General features: G+C 42.2%; 20 protein-coding genes. 11 read left to right on the top strand and 9 right to left on the bottom strand.

The window, feature by feature from the left end; all coding sequences use genetic code 11:
- The first annotated feature begins 225 nt into the window (after positions 1 to 225).
- Both PCC7418_RS17570 and PCC7418_RS17575 read left to right on the top strand, forming a co-directional pair.
- Complete coding sequence (locus PCC7418_RS17570) at positions 226 to 1,488, top strand: RNA-guided endonuclease TnpB family protein (protein WP_015227534.1); 1,263 nt, start codon at positions 226 to 228, stop codon at positions 1,486 to 1,488.
- An 80-nt stretch (positions 1,489 to 1,568) separates the two neighbouring features.
- Positions 1,569 to 2,180: a 4Fe-4S single cluster domain-containing protein gene (locus PCC7418_RS17575; RefSeq protein WP_041596321.1), complete on the top strand. Its 612-nt coding sequence runs from the start codon at positions 1,569 to 1,571 to the stop codon at positions 2,178 to 2,180.
- A gap of 155 nt (positions 2,181 to 2,335) precedes the next feature.
- On the opposite strand, the gene PCC7418_RS17580 is transcribed toward PCC7418_RS17575, so the two are convergent.
- The 3 genes from PCC7418_RS17580 to PCC7418_RS17590 all read right to left on the bottom strand — a co-directional run bounded on the left by PCC7418_RS17580 (position 2,336) and on the right by PCC7418_RS17590 (position 5,964).
- Entirely contained in the window at positions 2,336 to 3,553 is a 1,218-nt protein-coding gene (locus PCC7418_RS17580; RefSeq protein WP_015227536.1) for an HhoA/HhoB/HtrA family serine endopeptidase, read from the bottom strand.
- A gap of 183 nt (positions 3,554 to 3,736) precedes the next feature.
- A complete protein-coding gene (locus PCC7418_RS17585) occupies positions 3,737 to 4,819 on the bottom strand; it encodes a tocopherol cyclase family protein (protein ID WP_015227537.1) in 1,083 nt (360 codons plus the stop codon).
- A gap of 56 nt (positions 4,820 to 4,875) precedes the next feature.
- Positions 4,876 to 5,964: an RNA-guided endonuclease TnpB family protein gene (locus PCC7418_RS17590; RefSeq protein WP_235620814.1), complete on the bottom strand. Its 1,089-nt coding sequence runs from the start codon at positions 5,962 to 5,964 to the stop codon at positions 4,876 to 4,878.
- Positions 5,965 to 6,289: 325 nt separating this feature from the next.
- Between PCC7418_RS17590 and tnpA the strand changes: the two genes are divergently transcribed.
- On the top strand, positions 6,290 to 6,709 hold the full coding sequence (gene tnpA / locus PCC7418_RS17595) for an IS200/IS605 family transposase (RefSeq protein ID WP_041596322.1): 420 nt from the start codon (positions 6,290 to 6,292) through the stop codon (positions 6,707 to 6,709).
- Between the two features lie 289 nt (positions 6,710 to 6,998).
- Here the strand turns inward: tnpA and PCC7418_RS17600 are convergent, their stop codons facing one another.
- Positions 6,999 to 7,799 carry a glutathione S-transferase family protein gene (locus PCC7418_RS17600; protein ID WP_015227539.1) on the bottom strand — a complete coding sequence of 267 codons (801 nt, stop codon included), beginning with the start codon at positions 7,797 to 7,799 and terminating at the stop codon, positions 6,999 to 7,001.
- A gap of 74 nt (positions 7,800 to 7,873) precedes the next feature.
- Between PCC7418_RS17600 and PCC7418_RS17605 the strand changes: the two genes are divergently transcribed.
- The 5 genes from PCC7418_RS17605 to PCC7418_RS17625 all read left to right on the top strand — a co-directional run bounded on the left by PCC7418_RS17605 (position 7,874) and on the right by PCC7418_RS17625 (position 12,678).
- Positions 7,874 to 8,638 carry a DUF1350 family protein gene (locus PCC7418_RS17605; protein WP_015227540.1) on the top strand — a complete coding sequence of 255 codons (765 nt, stop codon included), beginning with the start codon at positions 7,874 to 7,876 and terminating at the stop codon, positions 8,636 to 8,638.
- Positions 8,639 to 8,878: 240 nt separating this feature from the next.
- A complete protein-coding gene (locus PCC7418_RS17610) occupies positions 8,879 to 9,313 on the top strand; it encodes a single-stranded DNA-binding protein (RefSeq protein WP_015227541.1) in 435 nt (144 codons plus the stop codon).
- A 324-nt stretch (positions 9,314 to 9,637) separates the two neighbouring features.
- Positions 9,638 to 11,005, top strand: coding sequence for a ribosome biogenesis GTPase Der (gene der / locus PCC7418_RS17615; protein WP_015227542.1), 1,368 nt, complete (start codon positions 9,638 to 9,640; stop codon positions 11,003 to 11,005).
- A 151-nt stretch (positions 11,006 to 11,156) separates the two neighbouring features.
- Positions 11,157 to 12,032, top strand: a complete 876-nt coding sequence (locus tag PCC7418_RS17620; RefSeq protein WP_015227543.1) for an energy-coupling factor transporter transmembrane protein EcfT — start codon at positions 11,157 to 11,159, stop codon at positions 12,030 to 12,032.
- A 355-nt stretch (positions 12,033 to 12,387) separates the two neighbouring features.
- Positions 12,388 to 12,678, top strand: coding sequence for a hypothetical protein (locus PCC7418_RS17625; protein ID WP_015227544.1), 291 nt, complete (start codon positions 12,388 to 12,390; stop codon positions 12,676 to 12,678).
- Here the strand turns inward: PCC7418_RS17625 and recJ are convergent.
- Both recJ and PCC7418_RS17635 read right to left on the bottom strand, forming a co-directional pair.
- Positions 12,675 to 14,975, bottom strand: a complete 2,301-nt coding sequence (gene recJ / locus PCC7418_RS17630) for a single-stranded-DNA-specific exonuclease RecJ (protein ID WP_015227545.1) — start codon at positions 14,973 to 14,975, stop codon at positions 12,675 to 12,677. The two genes, PCC7418_RS17625 and recJ, sit on opposite strands and share 4 nt — an antisense overlap.
- A gap of 116 nt (positions 14,976 to 15,091) precedes the next feature.
- Positions 15,092 to 16,240 (bottom strand): esterase-like activity of phytase family protein, encoded by a 1,149-nt coding sequence (locus tag PCC7418_RS17635; protein ID WP_015227546.1) that lies wholly within the window; start codon positions 16,238 to 16,240, stop codon positions 15,092 to 15,094.
- 260 nt (positions 16,241 to 16,500) lie between these two features.
- Between PCC7418_RS17635 and PCC7418_RS17640 the strand changes: the two genes are divergently transcribed.
- Entirely contained in the window at positions 16,501 to 17,061 is a 561-nt protein-coding gene (locus PCC7418_RS17640) for a hypothetical protein (protein WP_015227547.1), read from the top strand.
- Positions 17,062 to 17,374: 313 nt separating this feature from the next.
- Here the strand turns inward: PCC7418_RS17640 and PCC7418_RS17645 are convergent, their stop codons facing one another.
- Positions 17,375 to 17,944 carry a Pycsar system effector family protein gene (locus PCC7418_RS17645; RefSeq protein ID WP_015227548.1) on the bottom strand — a complete coding sequence of 190 codons (570 nt, stop codon included), beginning with the start codon at positions 17,942 to 17,944 and terminating at the stop codon, positions 17,375 to 17,377.
- Between the two features lie 201 nt (positions 17,945 to 18,145).
- A complete protein-coding gene (locus PCC7418_RS17650) occupies positions 18,146 to 19,507 on the bottom strand; it encodes a sugar MFS transporter (RefSeq protein ID WP_015227549.1) in 1,362 nt (453 codons plus the stop codon).
- Between the two features lie 361 nt (positions 19,508 to 19,868).
- Between PCC7418_RS17650 and PCC7418_RS21190 the strand changes: the two genes are divergently transcribed.
- A complete protein-coding gene (locus PCC7418_RS21190) occupies positions 19,869 to 20,003 on the top strand; it encodes a hypothetical protein (RefSeq protein ID WP_255348266.1) in 135 nt (44 codons plus the stop codon).
- A 39-nt stretch (positions 20,004 to 20,042) separates the two neighbouring features.
- Positions 20,043 to 21,626 (top strand): glucose-6-phosphate isomerase, encoded by a 1,584-nt coding sequence (locus PCC7418_RS17655; RefSeq protein ID WP_015227550.1) that lies wholly within the window; start codon positions 20,043 to 20,045, stop codon positions 21,624 to 21,626.
- A 450-nt stretch (positions 21,627 to 22,076) separates the two neighbouring features.
- Here PCC7418_RS17655 and ftsH3 read toward each other — a convergent pair whose 3' ends face one another.
- The gene (gene ftsH3, locus PCC7418_RS17660; RefSeq protein WP_015227551.1) at positions 22,077 to 23,930 is read right to left on the bottom strand and encodes an ATP-dependent zinc metalloprotease FtsH3; all 1,854 of its coding nucleotides are present in this window, start codon (positions 23,928 to 23,930) and stop codon (positions 22,077 to 22,079) included.
- Positions 23,931 to 24,296 lie beyond the last annotated feature (366 nt).

Genomic DNA, 24,296 nt, shown 5'->3' on the forward strand with positions numbered 1-24,296 from the left:
ACTCATATTTTAATCAGACCATCTCAATTTTAAATTTTCTTTGAGAATTCCCGACACTCCCTTGGTTTTCGCTCATGATAGAAACTATAGTCGTAGCAGTTTAGGTGTCTAACAGTTTAATCAATGGACAGTTTGACTGATAATAGCAGGATACAAGCCCCGTCCTTCTAGGACGGTTTTATTAGTGCGTGTGTTATAATTTGATGTAGAGAAGTCCAACGTCAAATGTTTATTCAAGAGTTCAAGTTAAAAGGCAATAAAACTCAATATCAAGCCATTGATGAGGCAATTCGCACAAGTCAGTTTGTGCGAAACAAGATCATTCGTCATTGGATGGATAACTATGACGTTGGACAGAAAGACCTTTATCGGTACAATACTCAACTTAGAGAAGAGTTCCCCTTTGTTAAAGCACTTAATTCTCATGCTTGCCAAACAGCAGTAGAACGGGCTTGGTCAGCCATTGCTCGTTTTTACGACAACTGTAAAAAACAGATTAAGGGAAAGAAAGGATATCCTAAGTTCAAAAAGAACTGTCGCTCTGTCACTTATAAAACGTCAGGTTGGAAGTTATCTGAAGACCGTAAGCGGATTAAGTTTACCGACAAGAAGGGAATTGGTTCTTTGAAGATGAAGGGTGGTTGGGACTTGCATCGGATTCAACAGGAACAGATAAAGCGAGTCCATTTAGTTCGTCGGGCTGATGGATATTATGTTCAATTCGTCATCAAAGAAGACTTGAGCAATATTGTCCCAACAGAATTAGAACCGACTCAACATAATGTTGGTTTGGACGTGGGACTCATATACTTCTATGTTGATTCCGACGGCAATCAAGTTCAGATTCCCCAATACTACCGTAAGTCGGAAAAGCAACTCAACCGCTTGAACCGTCGCAAGTCTCGCAAGTTCCGTAAAGGTCAAAAGCAAACTAACAACTATCTCAAGGCTAGGAATCGTTACGCACGGAAGCATTTAAGAGTAAGTAGGCAACGTAGAGGCTTTGTGGAGAGAACTGCATTGCGCGTTATCCAATCGACAGATGTGGTCGCCTATGAAGACTTAAATGTAGCAGGGTTGGTGCGAAATGGGAAACTAGCTAAGAGTATTAATGATGCTGCTTGGTCGTCTTTCCGAGGCTGGCTAGAATATTTTGGTAACAAGTATGGAAAGATAACGGTTGCTGTTCCTCCCCACTATACTTCGCAAGAATGTTCCAACTGTGGAAGAGTAGTCAAGAAGACTCTTTCTCAAAGAACCCATGAATGTGAATGCGGGAGTGTTCTCTGTCGCGACCAAAACGCAGCAATCAACATTCTTAAGAGAGGATTAGCTACCGTAGGGCATACGGAAGGCTTGGAGTCCGACTCCATAAACGCTTGGGGAGATCCCCCCTCTACTTTGGCTGATGGCAGTGGCTGTTTGTCAAAGCAAGGGGGGTCGTCTGCCGAACAAGGTTCGGTGAACCAAGAATCCCCCTCCTTCTAGGAGGGGGAGTGTCAATAGAAGTGGATTTGATAACTGGTCACTGGTTACTGCTATAAATGATCGTGTGGACTCAATTCGTTATGAATCAGCAAACGGTTTCCCCGCAACAAGTTTCTATCCCTGCTGGATATTTGAATATCATGGGCTACGTGGATGAATCGGAAGTCAATGGACCCGGTGTTCGGGCTGTGGTTTGGCTTCAAGGCTGCGATCGCCATTGTGACAATTGTTTTAATCCCCAATCTTGGTCATTTGAAATTAACCAACTCATATCAGTTGAAGCGTTAGCCGAACAAATCCTGAGTCAACCTCGTAATCAAGGGGTCACGTTTTCGGGGGGTGAACCGTTTTGGCAGGCGATCGCGCTGACACAACTAGCAAGACGACTCAAAGGCGAAGGCTTAAATATCATGTCATTTAGTGGCTTCACCTTACAAGAATTACAATCTCCGCAAGCACCCGCAGGTGCATCGGATCTCCTGAAAGAACTGGATATCCTAGTTGATGGCCCTTATCAGCCCTCACAGGCGATTAATGAAGCGAATTCTCTGGTTTCCTCCCGCAATCAACGAGTGCGTGTGTTTAATCCCAGCTTAGAAAACCAACTCGATTGGGCGAGTGATCAAATTGAAGTTCATATCCTTAAAGATGGCACCCGCATTATTACAGGCTTTCACGGTTATCAGCCCTGAGATGAGTAACCAAAGAACCAATAACGAATGACGATAGCGTTTCTTAGTCTGTTGAGGTACAAACCGAGTCGGTGGATGTTCATGGTTCATGGTTCATAGTTCGTGGTTCATTAGATTAACAACCAACAAAGAACAAAGAACAAAGAACGAATGACTTAACGATTACTATCAACCGGAAGCCGTTCAAGTTCGACGGTAATTTCTTGGGTTTGTCCATTGCGTTCCACTAAAAGGGTAACGCGATCGCCAACACTTTGTTGTTCCACAATCCGTTGCACTTGTTCTGAGGTTTCCACTGTGTCCCCATTCATTTCTCGAATCACATCCCCTGATTGTAATCCTGCTTGACTGGCTGGCGATCCCTGAACCGTTTCTACGATTAAGACCCCAGCTTCTGCAGTAATGTCAAGATTTTGCCGAGGGAGTTGTTCCAATTGTTGCTTAATTTCTGGGCTTAACGTGACCATGCGAATGCCAATATAGGGATATTGAACTTCTCCCGTTTCCAGAATTTCTTTAGCCACTCGTTTCGCGGTATTAATGGGAACAGCAAAGCCTAAGCCTTCCGCTTGACCAATAATCGCAGTATTGATTGCAATCACTTCTCCTCGCGCATTTAACAGGGGACCCCCTGAATTTCCTGGATTAATCGCTGCATCCGTTTGGATAAATTCTACTCGTTTATCGGAGACACCGATCGCGGAACTGGGTCGTCCTGTGGCACTAATGACCCCAACTGTAACCGTTTCATTTAATCCTAAAGGATTTCCGATCGCGATCGCCCATTGTCCTGGCTTAACGGTATCAGAATTGCCTAAAGGAACAGTGGGTAAGTCTTCCGCATCAATTTGAATTACCGCAATATCAGTTAACGGATCTTCTCCCACAACCGTTCCATCAAATGTGCGCCCATCTCGTAACGCCACAACCACTTCATCTGCTTTATTAACGACATGAGCGTTCGTGAGAATTTGTCCATCACTACTAACAATAAACCCCGATCCTAAACCTTGCTGCACTCGTTGCTGAGGAGGAATGGGAATTGAATCTCCAAAAAACCGCTCAAAAAAGGGATTATTAAACACATCAGGAACATTGGTTTCTACCACCCGTTTCACATTTACCCGCACCACCGCAGGACTCATCTCATCCACAACAGTCGTGACAAAGTTGGTATCTTCTGGGGTTCGTTCTAAAGGACGATCCTTGTCAGAAAAAAGATCTTCCTGAGGAGAGGATTGTTCTGAATCTGGGGAAGGTTCAGAAGGTTGAGGAGAAGGCTGTAAGTTTCTTAATTGAGAACAACTTCCCATAAAAGTAGCCGTTGTTAGCACTAAAAAGAAAGACAGCCAAGGTCGTTTTTTTGGTGTCATTGTTTTACTGATTATTTCTTATTTCTTGTTTATTGATATAGGAGTCCTATAAGTCGAAAAGAGTTCGGTGAGGAGTTAGGCGAGGCTCACTCAATCCACTTAGCAACAGGAACGCCTTAACATTGGCTATGACTTAGTTGATTGGGTAACTGGTCACCTCATTATTAATTATTGCATTGTTAATTATTCATTGATCCAAGGGCTCGACCAAGGGATACCTCCGACTTCTAAACCACAGTTGGTACTAGAAGCCTGGCAGATTAAATTTCCACGACGATCCAATAATTTCAAATGCAGATCGCCTTGCATTGTATCTCGACAGCAAAATTGTAATCCTTGTTCCGTTGGCGCACGTAAAAGTGTCCCCTGTTTGTCAGTTTTACCAACAATTTCCACTGCTAATTCTGCACCAACAGCCCTCATTTTCCATTCTCCCCAAGGCTGAATTTCCCAAAAAACATCCGAATTCCAAGGCACAAATTCGTAGAATTTCCCTTGATGGTGGAAACAAATCAACGCCACTTCTTCCCCAATCCCTAAAACTTCTCGTCTTCCTCCCCCTGCGGTTAAAGCTAAATCCGTTTCCTCGCTAAACGCATTACAATTCAACCAAAACCACTTTGCAGGAAACGCCCGACCCCAATTTTTTTCGCTATAAGCTGGTGCATTGGTAAATTTATAGGTTTTCCCTTGCCATTGAATATATCCCGTGGCGAGTCCCTGCGCCATTAAAATTTGCCAACCTGGTTCAAATAGGGGAAGAAAGGATAACCAGCCTGCGGTGGCTTTCTGCGGACGGTGAGAGTCTCCCCAGCCATAAATGGGCTTAATCTGATATTCCCAAATTGCAGCTTCCCCAGTGGCTGGATCATAAAGTTTTCCTTGATTGAGAGTTGCTGTCGCTTGATACCCTTCTTTGATTTGTTGATTAAATTGATGTGGGGTTAATTCTCGCGGAAAACTCCCTAGAGGACGTTTCCCCCAATGTCCTAAGCCTAAACGGGTATAATCTGCCCAGAAGCCCTTAACGTTCGGAAACGTGCGCCAAAAGTATTCATCATCGGGTCCTAAAATTTGTGCTGCACCGCCACTATAGGACATTCCACCAGCAGGATCATCAATGGAGTACATAAAAGCAAAGGTTTGATTAATCTCGGGGAGGGTGACGCGATAATACCAGCCTTCAAAGAAGCGAGTTTCTTCTCCCGCCCAATGGTAACCACTATGAGGGGTTTGTCGTTGATTGGTTATTTGTTCCTTGTTCATATTGAGTTCTCCATGTTTTGAAAAACATGGATTCTAGACGTTGCTACGAAGCGAGATTAAATCTCGCAATCGAAGCGTCTGCGATATGATTTCTTCATCGAACTGAAAATATCATAACGCTTGGGAACACTCAAACATTCCCGACATACCTCGGTTAGACCTAAGCCTAACTGTGTACTTACCTTTCTTAAGATGTTCGCTGCGCCATTACAGTCAGCATTAATTAACTTACCGTTACGAGCTTGATACAAACCTCTTTTCACTCTCTTTCCTGATGCTTTCCAGTTGGCAGGTTTTTCACCGCCGAACACTGGTAAGTAATCATTATCCAAGTACGAGCTACGGGAGGTGTAACTTTCCTCGGTTTCGGTAAATTGAATTCCTACTGATTCTGCTAACTCTTTAATTCGGTTCTTGAGTCTAGCAGTAGGGATTTGTACAAAGTTTTGGTTATTCTTTGAGCCCAGATTGCAATTTGTTTTAACCCCTTGTCCCCAACCAAAAACAATGTTACCGAGACGGTGGTTAAGACAATAATTAATGAGAAACCGTGCTGTCTTATTTACAGCGTCACGCATAAAACAGGAGCGTTTATGGGTTAATCCGTTTAAGTATTCATCCCAGTAAAAATCTGACTTCCCTTGCTTGTATTTGGCGACCTTCTTGTTATAGTTGGCATTTACACCTTTAACTTTGTGTCCATCAACGATGAAACTTTTTCCGAGAGTGGAGACACAAGTCAGGAGATTATTTACCCCGGGGTCACACCCCAAAGCCTGAGAATAATCTAAATCGGTCTCCACTTTTTCTTCTACCTTGTAAACAAGTTCCGCCCAAAGTTTTCCGTGTTGAGGAAGGATTCTGATTTCTGCGATGTTATTATCATTGATATAACTAACCGAGGGAATAGAGAATTCCTCTTCTTCTCCTCCTTCCCAATATTTTTTAATGACTCGACTCATTGGTAAGAGCCAGTAACCTTCTTCATGGTTAAAACGAAGCCCATCAGAGGGAAAGGTAAAACTACATAGACCTCCTTTTGTCCTATAACCGGGGAGTTTAGGTTTATGGTCTATTTCTCCATCAAACCACATTTCTAGCAGTTCGTTATAAGACTTAAAGGCTTCCTCAACTGACTTTAGCAGTTGCTGACCTTGTTGTGCGCCTAACCATTGATAGTGAGGATTCTCCTTAAAGTCTTTGCAAAGTTGAGGATAACTAACTTTTACTTTTTATCTTTGAATTGACGACGAAAGCAGTCATTTTTATTAAAAAACTCTCGGAATTCACAAGTGGCAAAGTGAGCTTGCCTAATCTGATAGACCACCGTGTTCCAAAGATTATTAGCTTCATGGCAAAGGAGAACAAATACATCCCTAGTTTGGTCAGTAATCTGATTTGTCAAAAGGAGCTTAGTTGTTTGATATAACATGGGATTAGTTGTTAAATTAAGTATATTATACTTGTATTATCAACGTACTATCAAGGAAAAATCAGCCTGACGAATACAGAAGAAATCCACATTCAGTGACTCTCCTTAACTACCACTTTGTTTTCTGTCCAAAAAGAAGAAAAAAGGTTTTAGTTGGAGAAATTGAACACCGTCTCCAAGAAATTATATTTGGACTTTGTAAAGAGAATAATTGGAGGCTGATTGCTTGCGAAATTAGGCAAGACCATGTCCATCTCTTTTTGAATACCGATCCTACTTATGCCCCAAGTGTGGTGGTTAAAAAAATTAAAGGACGGGCTTCTCATTATTTGAGGAGGGAGTTTCCCGAATTGAAAAAACTTCCCACTTTATGGAGTCCCAGTTATTTTGTAAGTACAGCAGGAAATGTCAGTTCAGAAACAATTAAGATGTATATTGACAATCAAAGAGGAAAATGATACAGAGGACTAAAGTCCTCATTCGCCATTCATGAGGGGCTGTCGTCGGAACGAGGGTGACGACGCTTGTAAGCCCCGTCCATCGGTTTCAAACCGATGGCTCTCTGACTGTTTTACTGTAGTCATAGCCTAAGGCTTGTCCATGACATAGTACAATACTTGTTCTTGGTTAATCTCACTGGAGAAAGTGATTGATTCAGAATGAGTTATTGGCGAATCGGGTTTGCTTCCCATTGATGCTTGTGAGAAAACAAACAACGAATAACCAATAACCAATAACTAAATTAAGTTACTCAATTTCAATAGAACTGGGTGCAGAGGTGCTGGTGTCGCTACGGCTGCTGGGAACAGTGGGTTGACGATATTCTCGATAGAGACGATCGCGCCACGTAAAGAAAGGTTCAAACGCAGGGTTATCTCCAAGACCAGGGAGGGCTTTCCCCGCCAGTTGACTGGGAATATCCATATAGGATTCTTCTGGGAATTTTAATAATAAACTCAGACTTGCCACAGTAAAATCAGCCAAGGTGGGAACTGCACCCGTGAGATAGGGTTGTTCTTCTAAAATTAAACACAGCGCCTCTAAATCTTGCTTGAGGCTACCTTCAATCGCTTTTAGGGCATCTCCCCCAATGCCGACACCTGTTCCTAAAACGTCTAAGAAATCAGAAGGAATCGCACTGACAATGCTTCTGACAAAATCTGGGGTTTCTGGCGGTAAGACCGCAGCGCGTAGGGCTTCATTGCGGTTTAGCGCCCCCATAAAGGCTTTTCTACTTTTTAAGCCAATGGATTCATCCGCCCATTCTTCCATTAATAAGGTTAATCCCTTTTCTTTCGCTGCGGTGGGAATCAGGGGACGTTCAGGATAGGTGCGTTCCAAATACATGGCGATTTCAGTGGAGTCGGCGACAACGGTTTCCCCATCTTTGAGAACGGGAACTTGTCGCTGTCCAGACATTTGATAGACTTCCACTTGTCCAACCCCCGGAGTCACTTCAATTTTACGGTATTCTAAGCCTTTGTAATCGAGAAGAAAACGGACTTTTTCGCTATATTGGGAGAGTTCAAATTGATAAAGTTCTAACATAGTGCATTCGCTGTGACGTTGCTTTCATAAAAGTTAACATTAATAAGGCGATTGTGTGAGTTATTTTTTGAAATATGACGAATTGGGAAGAGGTTGCGGGCAATTCAGTTTTATTACCGCCACAACCGAAAGGGTTAATTCATTTTTTGGGGGGGGCTTTTGTGGCAACAGTTCCCCAAGTGACTTATAGTTGGCTGTTGGAATCCCTAGCAGAAGAGGGGTATGGGGTGATTGCTACGCCATTTTTAAACGACCTCAATCATAGCGCGATCGCGCAACGGGCCTTAAATCGCTTTGAAACCGCTTATCAACGATTAGGATTATTTCAACGCTATCTCCCCATTTACGGAATTGGACATAGCATGGGCTGTAAATTACACTTGCTCATTAATAGTTTATATGAAGTGAAACGGGCGGGAAATTTACTGATTTCTTATAACAATTATCCAGCGCGGGAAGCAGTTCCTTTTGTGGAACAACTGAATCATTTAGCAGCGTTTGATTTAGAGTTTACCCCCTCCCCAGAACGCACTTTTGATATTGTGCAAAACAACTACCAAAAAACACGAACGCTTTTAGTTCGTTTCCAGAACGATACCATTGATCAAACCGAAGATTTAAAGCCAATTTTGGAACAACGTTTTCCGAGTTTAGTCTCTTATCTTCAACTCTCTGGTAATCATCTCACTCCTGTTAATCCTAAAGAATGGAATTGGAATCCAGGAACCAATTTTTCCCCCATAGATGCCTTGGGTCAATGGGTGAAACAACAATTTTATCGCGATATTACTCAACTTAAAAAAGAAGTTATACGTTGGCTTGACCCAATTGATATTTAACACTTAATTCTGAGTGAGAAGGAAAACTGCTTCAATTGTCAATTCATCCCCCTAGCCCCTCTTGGGAAGCTAGGGCTGTTTCATTCTCCCCCTTAAATGAATGGATCAGTCCTGAAAGCATTTTGAGGGCAATCGATTTTTCCCTTCTTTTCCCAGCGCGTAGTGCTAGATATAGCTGATAAAATAAAGAGTAGTGAGTCCCGATCAAACCTGATTAGAATTGAACCGAGGAGAGAATTCATGAATAGCTGCATTTTAATGGCACAAATTACCAGCCAGCCTCAACTCCGTTATACTCAAGAAAATCAAACTCCTCTAACCGAAATGATGGTTGAATTTTCTGGGTTACGGGATAATGATCCACCCAGTAGTTTAAAAGTTGTTGCTTGGGGAGATAATTTAGCCAATGAAGTCTCTCAAAATTATCACGCTGGGGATCAGGTGATCTTAGAAGGTCGTCTGCGAATGAATATCATTGAACGTCAAGAAGGGTTTAAGGAAAAACGCGCTGAGTTTACTTTATCTCGCATTCATCCCATGGGGAAAGGAACATCTCCTGAGCCTTCTTCTGAAAACAAAAGTTCTGATAATTTAGTCCAGTTTCCCGCTTCGCAACCTGACACTCAAAGCGAAAATCAGGATGAAGAAAAAAACCTCGATGATATTCCATTCTAAATGATTCTCAAAGCGTTTCTTTTCTAGTTACGTGAGAAAGTGAGTTGGTAGATGTTATTGGTTCATATAGCCTTTCTTAGTCTGTTGAGGTACGTAATGCGAGTCGATAGATGTTCATGGTTCATAGTTCATGGTTCGCGGTGATTCGCGCGGGCTACGCCCTACATAGTTCGTGTTTCATTGATTAACAACCAACAAATAACAACCAACAAAGAACAAAGAACAAAGAACAAAGAACAAAGAACAACCAACAAAGAACAAAGAACAAAGAACAAAGAACAAAGAACAAAGAACAACCAACAAAGAACAAAGAACAAACAAAAAATGAAAAAATTACCAATTGTTGCTATTATTGGTCGCCCGAATGTGGGGAAATCGACCTTAGTGAATCGTTTTACAGGAAGTCGCCATGCAATCGTTCACGATGAACCTGGAATTACGCGCGATCGTTTATATCAGCCGAGTTTTTGGCGCGATCGCGATTTTATTGTGGTTGACACGGGTGGGATTGTGTTTGATGATGATAGCGAATTTTTACCCGAAATTCGACAACAAGCGATGATGGCTTTATCAGAAGCCGTGGCTGCGATTTTTGTTGTTGATGGACAAACTGGACCCACTTCTGGGGATGAAGAAATTGCAGATTGGTTACGCCAACAAAGTGTTCCCGTTTATTTAGCTGTCAATAAGTGTGAAGCACCAGAACAAGGGTTAATGCAAGCTGCACAATTTTGGGAATTAGGATTAGGAGAACCTTATCCCGTTTCTGGGATACATGGCAGTGGAACAGGAGATTTATTAGACGCAGTCATCTCAACCTTTCCTCCTTATGAGGAATTACCTGAAGAAGACAATGAAATTAATGTTGCCATTATTGGTCGCCCGAATGTTGGGAAATCGAGTTTACTGAATGCCTTAACAGGCGCAAGTCGTTCGATTGTTAGTCCCGTTTCAGGAACAACTCGGGACGCGATCGATTTACAAATTGAACATCAAGGACAAACCTATCGTCTCATTGATACGGCTGGCATTCGCAAGAAGAAAAATATTCGCTATGGTGCGGAATTTTTTAGTATTAATCGCGCCTTTAAAGCCATTCGCCGATCTGATGTTTCTTTACTGGTGATTGATGCCTTAGATAGCATTACCGATCAAGATATGAAACTCGCAGGGCGCATTGAAGAAGAAGGGAAAGCTGCAATTATTATCGTCAATAAATGGGATGCGTTAGAAAAAGATTCTAAGACCATTTATAAATATGAGAAAATGCTGCGCGATCGCGTTTATTTTATGTACTGGTCAGAAATCTTATTTGTCAGTGCTCTCACTGGACAACGAGTAAAAAGTATTTTTGATTCCATTCAAACCGCTGTCCAAGAACATCGCCGTCGCGTCAGTACCGCCGTCATTAATGAAGTCATTCAAGAAGCCATTACTTGGTATTCTCCACCGACCACCCGTCAAGGAAAACAAGGGAGAATTTATTATGGAACACAGGTCAGTACCCAACCCCCAACCATTGCTTTATTTGTCAATGATCCCAAGCGATTTAATGACACCTATCGTCGCTATATTGACCGTCAATTCCGAGAACAATTAGGCTTTACTGGCACTCCCTTACGTCTAATTTGGCGCGGAAAACGTCCCCGCGATGTGGAAGAAAATAAACTCAATCGTGCAACAAGAGTTTAAATGATGTCTTTTAATCGGTTGATCAACAAACGAGAAAAGTAAATATTATTTATGCTTCGCACGGGCTATGCTCTAAGTTGTTTATTGTTATTTGTTGATTGTGGCGAGGAACAAATAACAAACAACCAATAACAAACAACCAATAACAAATATGGACTTACTGCGATCGCTGCCCATTGGCTTATATCTAGAAAAACCTGATACTTGGCTGCATCATCTCGATCCAAGAATTAAACTTGCCTGGTTGATGGGGTTTCTCCTCACCCCAATTCTCGCTCATCCCCTCTGGCGAATTGGTTTAGTTTTTGCGTTAATTCTCATTACTTTCTTGGCGAGAATTCCGCTTCGTGTCTGGCGACAACAGATGGGATGGTTACTGACTCTCTGCATATTAGTCTTTATTTTGACCTGTATTTTTGATGATGGACTTGCCCTTGCTCACCAGCCCAGAATCCCCAGCAGCGATCTCGATCTTCCCCAACCCACAGACTATCAATATGTCTTAATTAACGAAGCCTGGCTAACGGTTACTCGTCGCTCTCTTGACCTTGCCATTCGCGTCAGTACCCTCATTTTTACGCTGATTTATAGTACCAACCTCTATCTTTTAACCACTGCCCCAGAAGAAATTACCGCAGGCTTAGAAACCTTTTTCAAGCCTTTACGACGCTTTGGGGTTCCCGTCACTGAAATCTTACTCACGCTAACCTTATCCCTACGATTCATTCCCCTTGTTTTAGAAGAAATTCAAAATCTTGTTCGTTCTGTCAGTACCCGGGCAATTAATTGGAAAAAGCTAGGGATTCGTAAAAGCCTGACCCTGTGGTTTATGATTGCCGAAAAGTTATTAGAAAACTTATTAATGAGAGCGGAACAAATTGCTGTGGCGATGGAAGTGCGAGGCTTTACCAGTCCCAATGAACATAATGTGCAATGGCATTATTTACGCTTACGGGGAAGAGACTGGTTAGCCATTGGGGGAATGATTCTCTTTTTAGGAGGGCGTTTTTTCTGGGGGTGGCAATAAAAACGCATACATCAAAACAACTATTTTGTCAAATTTGTAAATTTCCTGTTACAAATCAAGAAGTTCAATGCGTTGACGGAAAATAGAATCAACTCGGAGATCAGGTAACGAAATAACAAGGCTTGAGGTAAATCATTTGATTTTGAAGCAGAGTTACAACCCATACTCTGTTATCTTATCAGAGAAAAAGTTACTGGACAAGACGGAACGGCTGAAACAACGCAAAATCGTTTAATGTTAAGGAATATTACAATTTACAGCAGAGAAACTTACTCACCATTTTTTAAAGAGAAGACAAAATTCAAATTATTCATGATATTGATATGACAAAAGTAAGTGAGTTTTTATTAAGTTCATGGCGACTTTACTAATCACAAGATGGATTTTACCTGGATTATTGATGGGTCTATGGCTACTTATTGCACTCAGTAATGCCATTAGTCTTTATCAAGCGAGACAACAAAAAGGAACAACTTCCTTAACTTTATTTTTGGGCGGTATTTTTGGCATAGTTGGTGTTTTAGCTTCTCCCCTTCCTCAGCCTTGGTTTTGGTGTTGGTTTCCGCCGTTACTGGATGTGGGATCAATCCCAGCTTTAGTGATGATGATTCAATCATCCAATGATGAAAATGGAGCATCAAATTAATGACTTAAGCCTTCTTCTCGAATCATTTCAAGGGGGACTTCTGTAAAATACTGACAGCGAAATTGTTCTTCTTGGATTGCAGCTAAAAAGACTTGAACCGCTTCTGTATTCAGCCGATCAATTGTTGCACTTCCGACGATTTGAATCCTGTCTTCTCCTTCGATTTGAAAACCAAGATGATCTAAAGTGTTTAATCCCAATTCGATTGTTCTTTGGCTTAATCTGAGTTTATTTTGTAGTTGGTCTCGACTCACGGTTTGTTGAGTCCGACTGAGATACTTAGCAATGCCGAGAAACTGTTTCCAAATTTCTTCGGCGGGGAGAGGATTGGGAGGAGAATAAGTCAGCGCGATCGCGCAATTATTTTTGATTCCCTCTTGTAACCCTTGACTCATTTCTTCCCAACTGCGAGGACAATAGTCTAAGGTCAAAACCGAGTCTTGAGGGTCTGCAATAGAGGCATTTTCTCCGCGATAATCTAACAGTAAGGGAGTTTCAGGTTCGAGCACAGAATAACTGTCTTGCTGCTGTACTGCTTTCACTTCAACAATCCGCACTTCGTACTCTTTTTCATAAGCATTGAAATCTAACTCTACCACTGCATCAAAATATTTATTTTCTGGCAACTCATCCTTATAGTGTCCCCACCACATTCCAGGAAACCCTTCTGGGTTTGTTTCGTCACAGACTTTAAATGTTGTGCGGATGTATCTAATTTTATTTCCCGTATAATCTTTAATATTGTTATTCCAAACGTTTTTAAACCAGCAATTTTGAATCAGTAAGCGAGGGAGAGGATTTCCCATGCCATAAGGTTCGAGTAACTTTAGAGATTGAAAGAGATCTTGTCCTAACTCTTCTACCGTTACCGTTAAATCAATGTTTAAACTGGGTTCTGGTGTTGTATTCCCATATCGCTGGCGGAATTGTTGATTAATGGCTTCTCTAAAAATAGATAGATTTTCTGCTTTCATGCTGAGTCCAGCAGCAAAGGGATGTCCACCAAAACGATGTAATAAATGTTGCTGCGATCGCAGCAATTGATAAAGATCAATTTTTTCCACTGAACGTGCAGAACCGCGAGCCAAACTAATGTTTTCGTCACTAGATTGATCTAAATTGAGAAGAATTGTAGGACGCGCATATTCTTGAGCAATTTGTCCCGCCACTAATCCTAAAACCCCAGGTTGCCATTGTGAATCAGCAAGAACAATCACACTCGTTGTGGATAAATCCAATTCTTCAATTCGCCGTTTAACAGCACTTTCCACATCTTTTTGTAACTCTTTACGGCGAGTATTCGCAATTTCGGTTTTTTGAGCAAGTTTTTGACAAACTGTCTCATCTTCACTAGTTAGTAATTCCACCGCAAATGTAGCATCCCCTTGAATCCGACTAATGGCATTAATTCGGGGGCCAATGCCAAACGCAATATCCATGGGACGATCACCATTTCTTTGGCATAACCTTAAAAGTTGAGCAATCCCAGGGCGTGTGGGGTGATTTAATTGTTGCGCTAATTGTTGAATCCCTTTCTGGGCTAAATAGCGACAATCTCCCTGTAATTCCACTAAATCTGCAATCAGTCCAATGGCGACTAAATCTAATAATGTTTCTGCTGGCTTTTCTGGTATTTCAGGAAACGTTTCAGATAACGCTTCAATTAATTTATAAGCAACCGCCACTCCAGAGAGATGATAGAGCGGATGAGATTGGGCTAAATATTTGGGATTGAGAATAGCAACTACATTCGGATCGTCTTCGGGTAACGTATGATGATCCGTCACAATAATATCAATCCCCAAAGTTTTAGCAACTTCCATTTCTGCTAAATTAGTGCTTCCTGTATCGCAAGTAATCACTAATTCCACACCCTCTCCTGCTAGTTTTCTTAATCCCATTTCGTTTAAACCATGAGATTCAGTCAGACGATTGGGAATATAGTAAGACAGGCTTTCAGAAGTCGTAAAAAAAGGTTGTAAGCCTTCCCAAAGTACACTGGTTGCTGTCACACCATCCGCATCAAAATCTCCCCAAATTACTACTTTTTCTTGATTTTCCCATGCCTGTTGGCAGCGTTTAACCGCGACATCCATTTGTTGTCCAAAGCCAGCAAAGCCAGACGTTGGCGTATATGTTTCTAGATCAAGAAATTGTTGTAAACGCTCTAAATTATCAATTCCCCGTTGCCATAGTAATTGAGCAACATATTGAGGATATTGGGGACAATACGTTTCCACTGCTGTAAAAAACCAGTCTGGAATTTCAAGTTGGGGAAGAATTTGCCAATGGGACATAATTGATTCATTTGTTGTTAGTTGTTAGCTAGAGATGTTCCATGGAACGTCTCTACATTAGTCAGGGGTCACGGCTTAGCAGTTCATATTAGTAAACATTGATCCATTTTAATGAGCTAGGTTCGGAGACGAAATAATAAAATTTGGGTAACTTCCTTATCATTGAAATTATCATCACTGATGACAAATAAACTGGGACTCCCATCCGGTAATGTCGGACCGACTGCTAAGCCTTCCAAGTTATAAATATCAAAATCGAGAGCTGAGAAATCAAACAGTAATTTTTTTCGCACTGGTTGTAATCCGCCGAGATCAACATTAAATGAATCCACTCCTGAAGTATCCGTCGCATTCCCAATCGTCATCAGAAAGAGTTTCGCCCCATATCCTGATAAGCCATAAGAGCGTTCAAGGGTTAAAAAATATCCTTCAGGTTGAATCGCTAACACTTCAGTTAAACCATTCCCAACTGTTCCCAATGGGGGTTCATCTAACAAATATAAATGTTCTGCAATGGGAAGCGGTTGTCCGATGGGATTAACCACATAATGTAAAAAGCGAACTCGGGTTTGTTCTTCGGAATCTTCCGGTAATTGATCTTGACTAAGAGATGATTCAGTGGCGGTAAAGACTCGAAAGGGATCGCCTTCTGGACTCATCACACCACTGGGATTAAGAGTTAAAGATTCAAAACCCAGATTATTTCTGACTCCTCTTGGTGCATCTTCTTCCGTTTCTGGTAATAAAAAACGCTGCGGTAAAGGAAGAGTTTGTTTCTGTTTCCCACTGTTGAGATCAAAGCGACGGACAAAGGGATTAATTCCTTGTTTCGTATTCCCTTCACTAGAAATAAAAACTGTATTCCCAGGGGCTAAAGCAATTCCTTCGGCATCAATGTCACCATTTGGGAAACTTTTTCCTGCTTCTGTCTGGAGAAACGTCACATCTTTGAGATTAACATCTGCAATTTGTGGTGTTGTTCCTTGGAGCTTTAAATCAATATCCAGGGTATAAAATCGTGCTGGGGCTTTTTGGCTACGATCATCCGAAACTGCATAAAATAAGTTTTGTTTCTGATCATACGTCATTCCAGATAAGCCACCCACTGCTGTTTTCTGAAATGTTTTTTGAGGCAATTCATAGGCATCTAAGAAGTCAACTGAAATTTCAGGAAAAAGTCGGTCTTGTGCTTGCACTTGGGAAGAGTTACTGCAAGCCGTTAAACTCATTAAGACAAATAATAAAACAAAAAAACGGAATATCATCTGATACGAAAGAAATAGATTAAGGTAGTATGTTTGATTAAATCGAAAAGCAGAATGAGTCACTTAAAATCTTTATCCTTGCCCAAATCAGGATTGTTTCCACACCATAAAAATTGGCTATAGAAGGCTTCCATCAGTCTGATCTGAATAATTAATCAGCAAAGTTTAATCTATTTTCAGATCGAACTCAGCTTTTTCTCAGTTAACTGGGACACGCTAATGAGTGACGACATGAAACCGAAATTGACTTAGCAATTATAATGACTCAACAAAATTCTAACCTGAAAAAATCTTTACTTGTCCTTTTGGCAACGGTCAGCGTGAGTGGACTTAGCCTTGGCTTTGCTTCAGAAGCACACAGCACTTTCTCCAGTCGCGAAGAACAAACGATCGCGCAAGCCAACTCTTCCACTCAACTAAAGGCAATTGATATGAGTGGTCTTCCCAATGGCTTTAGTAAACAGGAATGGATGCAAGCCAGTGGGAATGCAATGGTAACCAATGTGAATAATGACTCTTATACGATCAAAGTTGAAGCAACGGGTTTAGTTCCCCATGGTTTATATACAGTTTGGTGGATGAAAGAAGAAGGGGGTGGCAATGTCGCTGGACCTGCGGGAGGACTACCGTATAATGATGTTAGAGCCGCTCGCGATGGTCATTTAACAACTGTTATTGAAATTCCGAATAAGAATAATGATTATGAAATGATGGCGATGGCTTATCATTCTGATAATCAAACCCATGGTTATCATCCAGGAAAAAATGGGGTTAATTCCTTCGGTCACTTAATGGGGGAATTTTTGAAACCTAATAATTAATTATCTATAGCACTTCCCAATCTCATGAGGTACATTCTAAATTTTGGTTCTTTGTTCTTTGTTCTTCGTTCTTTGTTGGTTGTTAATCAATGAACCATGAACCATGAACATCCGCCGACTCGCATTACGTACCTCAACCAACTAGGAAACGCTATAGCCGTTCTCATTCGTAAAAACTTGATTAAGTGACATCTCCCGATCTCCCCACAGGCGAGTTGATTTCAAAAGAATGAAACGACCCTGGGGGATAGGGGGGAAGAGGGAAGTTGTGGATCAAAAACCAGAGCAGATTGCTATATATTCGATTTTAAAATTACACAAATAACGATATGAGTAGAGTCAAAGCCATTAAAACAACACCGAAAATCGTACACAAATAAGCGTATCTCAAAAGAGTGTACTTATCTTTTAGCACCATACCTGCTTGGTATAAATCAGTAATTAGAATTGACCTTGCGGAGTAATTATCATCCATATTTTCCACTAAAAAATCAACGATATCTTGTCGTTTAAATTGGCTAAAGTTACCAAAAAAAAGAGGATTAGCTAACTCTTCAACTGACTGAGTTTTGGGACGCTTCGTTTGTCTTGGGAAAATGACCAGTAAAGCAAGAAAAGCAGCGACGGTTTCGACAATGACAAAACCAGCAAGAGGAATGGTTAACCATTGATTCAATCCAGTAATAAAATGAACACGAGTAAAGAAAATCGTAAAAACAACCGAAATAATTCCAATTAAAATATTAGCTTTCTGGTCGGCTAGCATGATCAGTTGGGTTTGATTTTGACAGACTGTTCTGATGGTGTAAATAACATCATGATCATCATGCTTGCTCAGTTTTAGATCATTTTCCCTAGCGTCATTTACCTCTTGCTCTGGCATTCCTTATTCTCCTTAACGGAAATCATGAATTATTTGAGCTCATCAATGCTCAATTGCTTCTATTTAACAACAAGCTACCCTTAATGTCCAGTTATCTTTCAAGTGCTACAAGATTTTTGAATGATCTGTAATATGAACTTAAAAAATCCCCTTTCCACTCTGAGGGTGTGGGGATTTTTAATTAGAGATCAACATTATTTTTTAAGGCACTGAATCAGTTGCTGTTTGAACTGTTGTTTGTCCTTGAGATCGGGTAAGCACCACGACCCAACAAGCAACCATAGCGACAGCAAGAATGATGACATAAGGTAAGAACATTTCTAGTCCAAATCCTTCCGCAACATTACCAGCGAGCCAAGGGAAAAGGGCTTTTCCTAAACTGCTTAAACTGGCGATAAAGCTAATTGATCCCATCAGCAGATGAGCAGGAACAACATTGGAGAGAAATGCAAAGCCAGTGGGTAAAATGGGGCCCAAGCAAAATCCAGTTAAGAGCAAACCAAAGCCACTGGTTAGACTTAAAGTAATCAAGTGAAAGATAAATAGCCCGCAGACAACACCAATTAAGCACGTATTGATAATTCCTTTACTGCCTAATTTATTGGCTAGGGGTGCAATCGCCACTCGTCCGACGGTCAATCCTAACCAATAACCACTGACTAGCCAACCCGCTAACTCAGTATTTTCCTGGCGATACTCAGTGAGAAAACTATAACTCCAATGACCGAGACTAATTTCTGTACCGGCATAGAAGAGTAAAAAGAATGCAAATAGCCAAACCAAACGAAATTTTAAGGGGCTTTCTGGTGAGGTATTTTCTGCACAAGTTTCAGTTTCAACTTGTTCTTGATCGGCTTGAGTAAAGATGCCTCGAATACTGATTAATAGTGCTAGACTAACGCTACCTAATACCCAATAGATGACATTCCAACTCCAATCAGCAGCTAACAGTTGTGAAGCCAGAAAAGGGCTGAGTAAAGCTCCCACGCCATAGAAAGCATGAAGATAGTTGAGAAGGGCGGTTTTATTCGGTAGCTTGGCTAAATGAGCATTTAAAGCAGCTTCGAGAATCGCAGCCCCAAAGCCCAGTAACAAAGGAACACCAAGGAGAATATAAAGTGGAGGTTGACAGCAAAAGATTAAGATACCACAGAGAAAGCTCATTTTCCCGAGCAAGAGAAACTTGACGTTCCCTAATTTTCGGGAAAGAAAGCTACTGTTTAAAGCAGCAATCAGATAACCGACCGAACCCGCGAGAAAGGCACAGCTAAGGGTGGTTTTATCTACTTGGTAATAATTGCCCCAACGAGGAAGCAAAATGCCGATAACAGCATCATTCGCCCCAATCAGAATGAAACTGAGAAAAGCAAAACCAATTTGTAGTTTCACCCGCCAACTGCTGATCACGACATCAGGTGGATTTTGTAACGTTTCGTTAAGCTCATTCTCATTTTCTAAGTGGCTTATCGTATCCTGATTGTAGTTTGGGACAGCTAGGAGTTCTTTTTCGAGAGTTGTCTCTGATGAGAGTTGGGATGGGGGATCTAGCTCAGCAGCGGTCATGTAACAGTGTCCTTAATATTATTATGGAATGTAAAGTCTCCACACATTCTAGGATCTGTATGCCTTGACTGTCTCGTTTTTGAGCAAGATAATTAATAAGTTTTTTTCAAGTCAGCCTCTAAATTTCATTGAGAGAATTTAAGGGATTTTAATAGCCTGTTGCCATTTCAATTAATGGCTGTTCTGCAGGATCATTGGGGTTGCTTACCCCTTGCCGTAGCTTGCTTTCACGACAATAACAGTAAGGTTTTTGATGTGGCTTTCTTCTCAATCTAGTGAGTGAAAGTGTACAGTGATCAGATTTTGGCAAGGGGGCTAATTAGGATGAGATTAACCGATCAACAAGGAACTGGATCGAAACATGGCTCACGAAAACAGCACCAGTCCGATCGCGCAAATCGGCAAAAACTCCCTGCCTTTGGACAATTGGCGTTTCCAGTTGACCGCCAGAGGAAAAACAGCATTATCAGTTTTTCTAGGGATTGTCATAAACTAACGAGTATGAGCGAATGCAGATAAATATAGAAGAGGACTTATGGAGAACGCCCAACTTTGGCAACGCTATCAAGACTGGCTCTATTACGACCCAGACTTAAACTTTTATCTAGATATTAGTCGGATGCGCTTCTCGGATCAGTTGGTGGAGGAGATGCAACCCCAGTTTCAAAAAGCCTTTCAGGATCTGGCAGATTTAGAAGCGGGCGCGATCGCGAATCCAGATGAAGACCGCATGGTGGGTCACTATTGGCTACGCAACCCCGATCTCGCCCCCAATGCAGAATTGAAAGCGGAAATTACCGAGACCCTAGAAAAAATTAAAACCTTTTCCGCACAGGTTCACAGTGGTTATATCCATCCCCCCCAAGAAACCCGCTTTACAGATGTCATTTCCGTTGGCATTGGTGGATCAGCATTGGGACCGCAGTTTGTATCTCAAGCCCTTGCGCCATTGGAGGCTACCTTAAACTTACATTTTATTGATAACACGGATCCGGCTGGGATTGATCATCTTTTAGACCAAATGCGCGATCGGCTTGCAACAACCCTTGTTCTTGTCATTTCCAAGTCTGGGGGAACACCAGAAACTCGCAATGGGATGGTGGAAGTGAAAGCAGCTTACCAAGCGCAAAACCTTGATTTTGGGTCTCATGCTGTCGCCATTACGGGAAAAGGGTCAAAACTGGAACAAATGGCAACAACAGAAGGTTGGATCACAACCTTTCCGATGCACGACTGGGTGGGGGGACGCACCTCGGAAATGTCTGCTGTGGGGTTAGTCCCAGCAGCATTACAAGGGATTGATATCGATGCCATGCTGGAAGGGGCAAAAGCAATGGATACCCTCACTCGCAAGCCAGAACTCAAAACAAACCCAGCAGCACTATTAAGTTTAGCCTGGTATGCCGTGGGTAACGGGAAGGGAGAAAAAGATATGGTTGTCCTTCCTTATAAGGATAGCCTCAGTCTCTTTTCTCGCTACTTGCAGCAGTTAGTGATGGAGTCGCTAGGGAAAGAGAAAGACTTAGATGGCAATACCGTTTATCAAGGAATTGCGGTTTATGGGAATAAAGGCAGTACCGACCAACACGCTTATGTGCAACAGTTACGAGAAGGAGTCCCCAACTTTTTTGCCACGTTTATTGAAGTCTTGAAAGACCGTGAGGGAACATCCCCAGAAGTGGAAGCGGGCGCAACCGCAGGTGATTTTCTCTCTGGGTTACTGCAAGGAACACGCCTCGCTTTGTATGAAAATCATCGGGATTCCATTACGATTACAGTTGATGAGGTCACACCGCGTACCATTGGCGCATTAATTGCCTTGTATGAACGCGCTGTGGGATTATATGCTTCTCTGGTTAATATCAACGCTTACCACCAACCAGGGGTAGAAGCTGGGAAAAAAGCAGCAGCCTCTGTTTTAGATCTACAGCGTGATGTCGTTGCGGTGTTACAAGCAGAAAGCGGGTCACTGTCTTTGTCTGAAATTGCTGAAAAAGTCAATGCTGAGGAAAAAGTGGAAGTGATCTATAAAATTATTCGCCATCTCCATAGCAATGGACGGGGGGTAAAAGTGGAAGGAAACTGGGGACAACCCAGTAGCTTGAAAGTGTCTGTTTAATCTGTTTTTTGTCTGTTCGGTGATGTTATACCGCTTTGTAGGGTAGGCATTACCATTAAATCACGGGTTTAAAGCCCCTCCCTTTAGGGAGTTCTTGTGTTAATATAGGAAAACGCTGGAAAGGTATTCAACCAGTCTAAAAACCTTGATCTCTCGCCGAGATTAAACCAATCAACAATAAGTTTTGATTGTCTAAAAGTACCCAATTGCCTTGGGGAACTGCCTCGTGCATAGGAAACGACTGGGGAGACTCCCACCTCTGTTGATTCAGGGAAACTTAAATCAGTAAGTGGTGTCGCTGAACCAGTAATTCGGAATCTGTGAAGACCGAAGAATCACCGTCCTTCTAGGGCGGTGAGTATGTCAACCACCCTACAACCTCATCATGAGGATATTAAAAAAGCGGTCACCTGTTACGATGACCGCTTTCGTGTTTAATGTCAGAGAAAATTACGCGATCGCTGCCATTTTCACTTCATTTTCATTGAGCATCCGTTGTAATTCTTCCGCATCAACAGTTTCACGCTCAATCAACGCTTGGGCTAACTCATCTAAGATATGACGGTTAGACACCAGCACATCTTTACAACGACGATAGGCTTGTTCCACTAAGTTACGAACTTCCTCATCAATCGCTGCTGCGGTTTCATCAGAGAAATCGCGATCCGAGGCAATATCACGTCCCATAAATACGTTACCATTTTGACGACCTAACGCCACCGGACCCAAACGATCACTCATTCCTAAGCTAGTCACCATTTGACGGGCAACTCGCGCCACTTGCTGCAGGTCATTAGAAGCCCCTGTGGTCACTTCATCATCACCAAAGATAATTTCTTCCGCAATACGACCACCTAGCGCGACAGCCATTTGGTTTTGCAGATAAGAACGAGAATAGAGTCCAGAGTCTAAGCGTTCTTCACTGGGGGTAAACCAAGTTAAACCACCCGCAGCGCCACGGGGAATAATGCTGATTTTCTGGACTGGATCATAGTCGGGCATTAACGCACCCACTAAAGCGTGACCCGCTTCGTGATAAGCCACTAATGCTTTGCGTTTTTCGCTCATGACGCGATCTTTCTTCTCAGGACCAGCGAGAACGCGATCAATGGCATCATTGACCTCATCCATGGAGATTTCAGTGAGGCTGCGACGGGCTGCTAAAATCGCTGCTTCGTTGAGTAAGTTTTCTAAGTCAGCACCAGTAAAGCCAGGAGTCCGACGGGCAATTTTTTCTAAGTCCACATCTTTGGCTAAGGTTTTACCACGAGCGTGAACCTGCATGATTTCTAAACGTCCTGCATAATCGGGGCGATCCACCACAATTTGACGGTCGAAACGACCTGGACGCATTAACGCTTGGTCTAAGACATCAGGACGGTTTGTCGCAGCAATAATGATAATGCCAGTATTGCTTTCAAAGCCATCCATTTCGGTGAGTAACTGGTTGAGGGTTTGTTCCCGTTCATCGTTACCACCACCTAAGCCAGCACCGCGCTGACGACCAACAGCATCAATTTCATCAATGAAGATGATGCAAGGCGCGTTCGATTTGGCTTGTTCAAATAGGTCACGGACGCGAGATGCGCCAACCCCGACGAACATTTCCACAAATTCAGAACCAGAGATGGAGAAGAAAGGAACACCTGCTTCCCCAGCCACAGCACGGGCTAAGAGCGTTTTACCTGTTCCAGGTGGGCCCACTAGTAATGCACCTTTTGGAATTTTTGCACCGACATCAGTGAAGCGTTCTGCATTTTTCAGAAAATCTACAAGCTCAGTTAACTCTAACTTGGCTTGTTCAATTCCCGCGACATCGTTAAAGGTGACGTTGGTTTGGGGTTCCATTTGCACTTTCGCTTTGGATTTCCCAAAGTTCATCGCTTGCGAACCGGGACCGCCTTGCGCCCGACGCAGTAAGAAGAATAATCCCACTAACAAGAGAATGGGGAAGAAGAGGCTGCTGAGAGCGCGGAATAAGAAACCGTCATCACTTTCGGGTTGCACGGAAATATCAACGTTATTCTCCGTGAGAATATCAATTAATTGTGGGTCGTTGGGTAAAGTAACTTGGACTTGTTGACCATCTTGTGCGGTTGCGATGGCTTTCGAGCGATCGCTGTTGAGGCGAACACTTTCCACATTACCGTTTTCCACCCGATTAACAAATTCACTATAACGCCACGTAGCTTGCGTTTGTGGCTCTTGATCTAAGAACGCAGTCGCCAGAGCAATCACTACAATCGCCAGTAGTGCATAAAGCCCAGCATTGCGCCATTTTTTATTATTATTTTTGTTATTCACGCTTAACCTCCAAGGTTGACACGATACGAGGTGCGACTCTATTTCCTTATTATGGATGGGGAATATGAACGCGCCATTATTATCTGCTCGGTATATTAATTTATGTTAACGTTTCTGAGAGGTTCTTGACAGGGGTTGACAACCGATATTTTGTTTGATTTTTATCCTAATCATTCTAAAGATGGAGAGGCAGTTGGGAGAAGAGGGTTAACCTCTGGTGATCATGAAGATTCCAATAACTAATAACTAATAATCATTATAGAAGTCGCCGTAAAACCAATCCGCTTTAGCCCTTGGATATAAGGCGAGTCAAGCGAAAGGGTTCGATACCTTGAGCTTGACATACTAGACCTATTTGTGCTACAT

Origin of the sequence: Halothece sp. PCC 7418, from assembly GCF_000317635.1 — a bacterium.
Taxonomy (GTDB): domain Bacteria; phylum Cyanobacteriota; class Cyanobacteriia; order Cyanobacteriales; family Rubidibacteraceae; genus Halothece.

What these genes read in the sequence shown, in the direction of transcription:
- PCC7418_RS17570 (WP_015227534.1), top strand. Translation starts at nt 226, where the DNA reads ATGTTTATTCAAGAGTTCAAGTTAAAAGGCAATAAAACTCAATATCAA.
- PCC7418_RS17575 (WP_041596321.1), top strand. Translation starts at nt 1,569, where the DNA reads ATGAATCAGCAAACGGTTTCCCCGCAACAAGTTTCTATCCCTGCTGGA.
- PCC7418_RS17580 (WP_015227536.1), bottom strand. Translation starts at nt 3,553, where the DNA reads ATGACACCAAAAAAACGACCTTGGCTGTCTTTCTTTTTAGTGCTAACA.
- PCC7418_RS17585 (WP_015227537.1), bottom strand. Translation starts at nt 4,819, where the DNA reads ATGAACAAGGAACAAATAACCAATCAACGACAAACCCCTCATAGTGGT.
- PCC7418_RS17600 (WP_015227539.1), bottom strand. Translation starts at nt 7,799, where the DNA reads ATGTTAGAACTTTATCAATTTGAACTCTCCCAATATAGCGAAAAAGTC.
- PCC7418_RS17605 (WP_015227540.1), top strand. Translation starts at nt 7,874, where the DNA reads ATGACGAATTGGGAAGAGGTTGCGGGCAATTCAGTTTTATTACCGCCA.
- PCC7418_RS17610 (WP_015227541.1), top strand. Translation starts at nt 8,879, where the DNA reads ATGAATAGCTGCATTTTAATGGCACAAATTACCAGCCAGCCTCAACTC.
- der (WP_015227542.1), top strand. Translation starts at nt 9,638, where the DNA reads ATGAAAAAATTACCAATTGTTGCTATTATTGGTCGCCCGAATGTGGGG.
- PCC7418_RS17620 (WP_015227543.1), top strand. Translation starts at nt 11,157, where the DNA reads ATGGACTTACTGCGATCGCTGCCCATTGGCTTATATCTAGAAAAACCT.
- PCC7418_RS17625 (WP_015227544.1), top strand. Translation starts at nt 12,388, where the DNA reads ATGGCGACTTTACTAATCACAAGATGGATTTTACCTGGATTATTGATG.
- recJ (WP_015227545.1), bottom strand. Translation starts at nt 14,975, where the DNA reads ATGTCCCATTGGCAAATTCTTCCCCAACTTGAAATTCCAGACTGGTTT.
- PCC7418_RS17635 (WP_015227546.1), bottom strand. Translation starts at nt 16,240, where the DNA reads ATGATATTCCGTTTTTTTGTTTTATTATTTGTCTTAATGAGTTTAACG.
- PCC7418_RS17640 (WP_015227547.1), top strand. Translation starts at nt 16,501, where the DNA reads ATGACTCAACAAAATTCTAACCTGAAAAAATCTTTACTTGTCCTTTTG.
- PCC7418_RS17645 (WP_015227548.1), bottom strand. Translation starts at nt 17,944, where the DNA reads ATGCCAGAGCAAGAGGTAAATGACGCTAGGGAAAATGATCTAAAACTG.
- PCC7418_RS17650 (WP_015227549.1), bottom strand. Translation starts at nt 19,507, where the DNA reads ATGACCGCTGCTGAGCTAGATCCCCCATCCCAACTCTCATCAGAGACA.
- PCC7418_RS21190 (WP_255348266.1), top strand. Translation starts at nt 19,869, where the DNA reads ATGGCTCACGAAAACAGCACCAGTCCGATCGCGCAAATCGGCAAAAAC.
- PCC7418_RS17655 (WP_015227550.1), top strand. Translation starts at nt 20,043, where the DNA reads ATGGAGAACGCCCAACTTTGGCAACGCTATCAAGACTGGCTCTATTAC.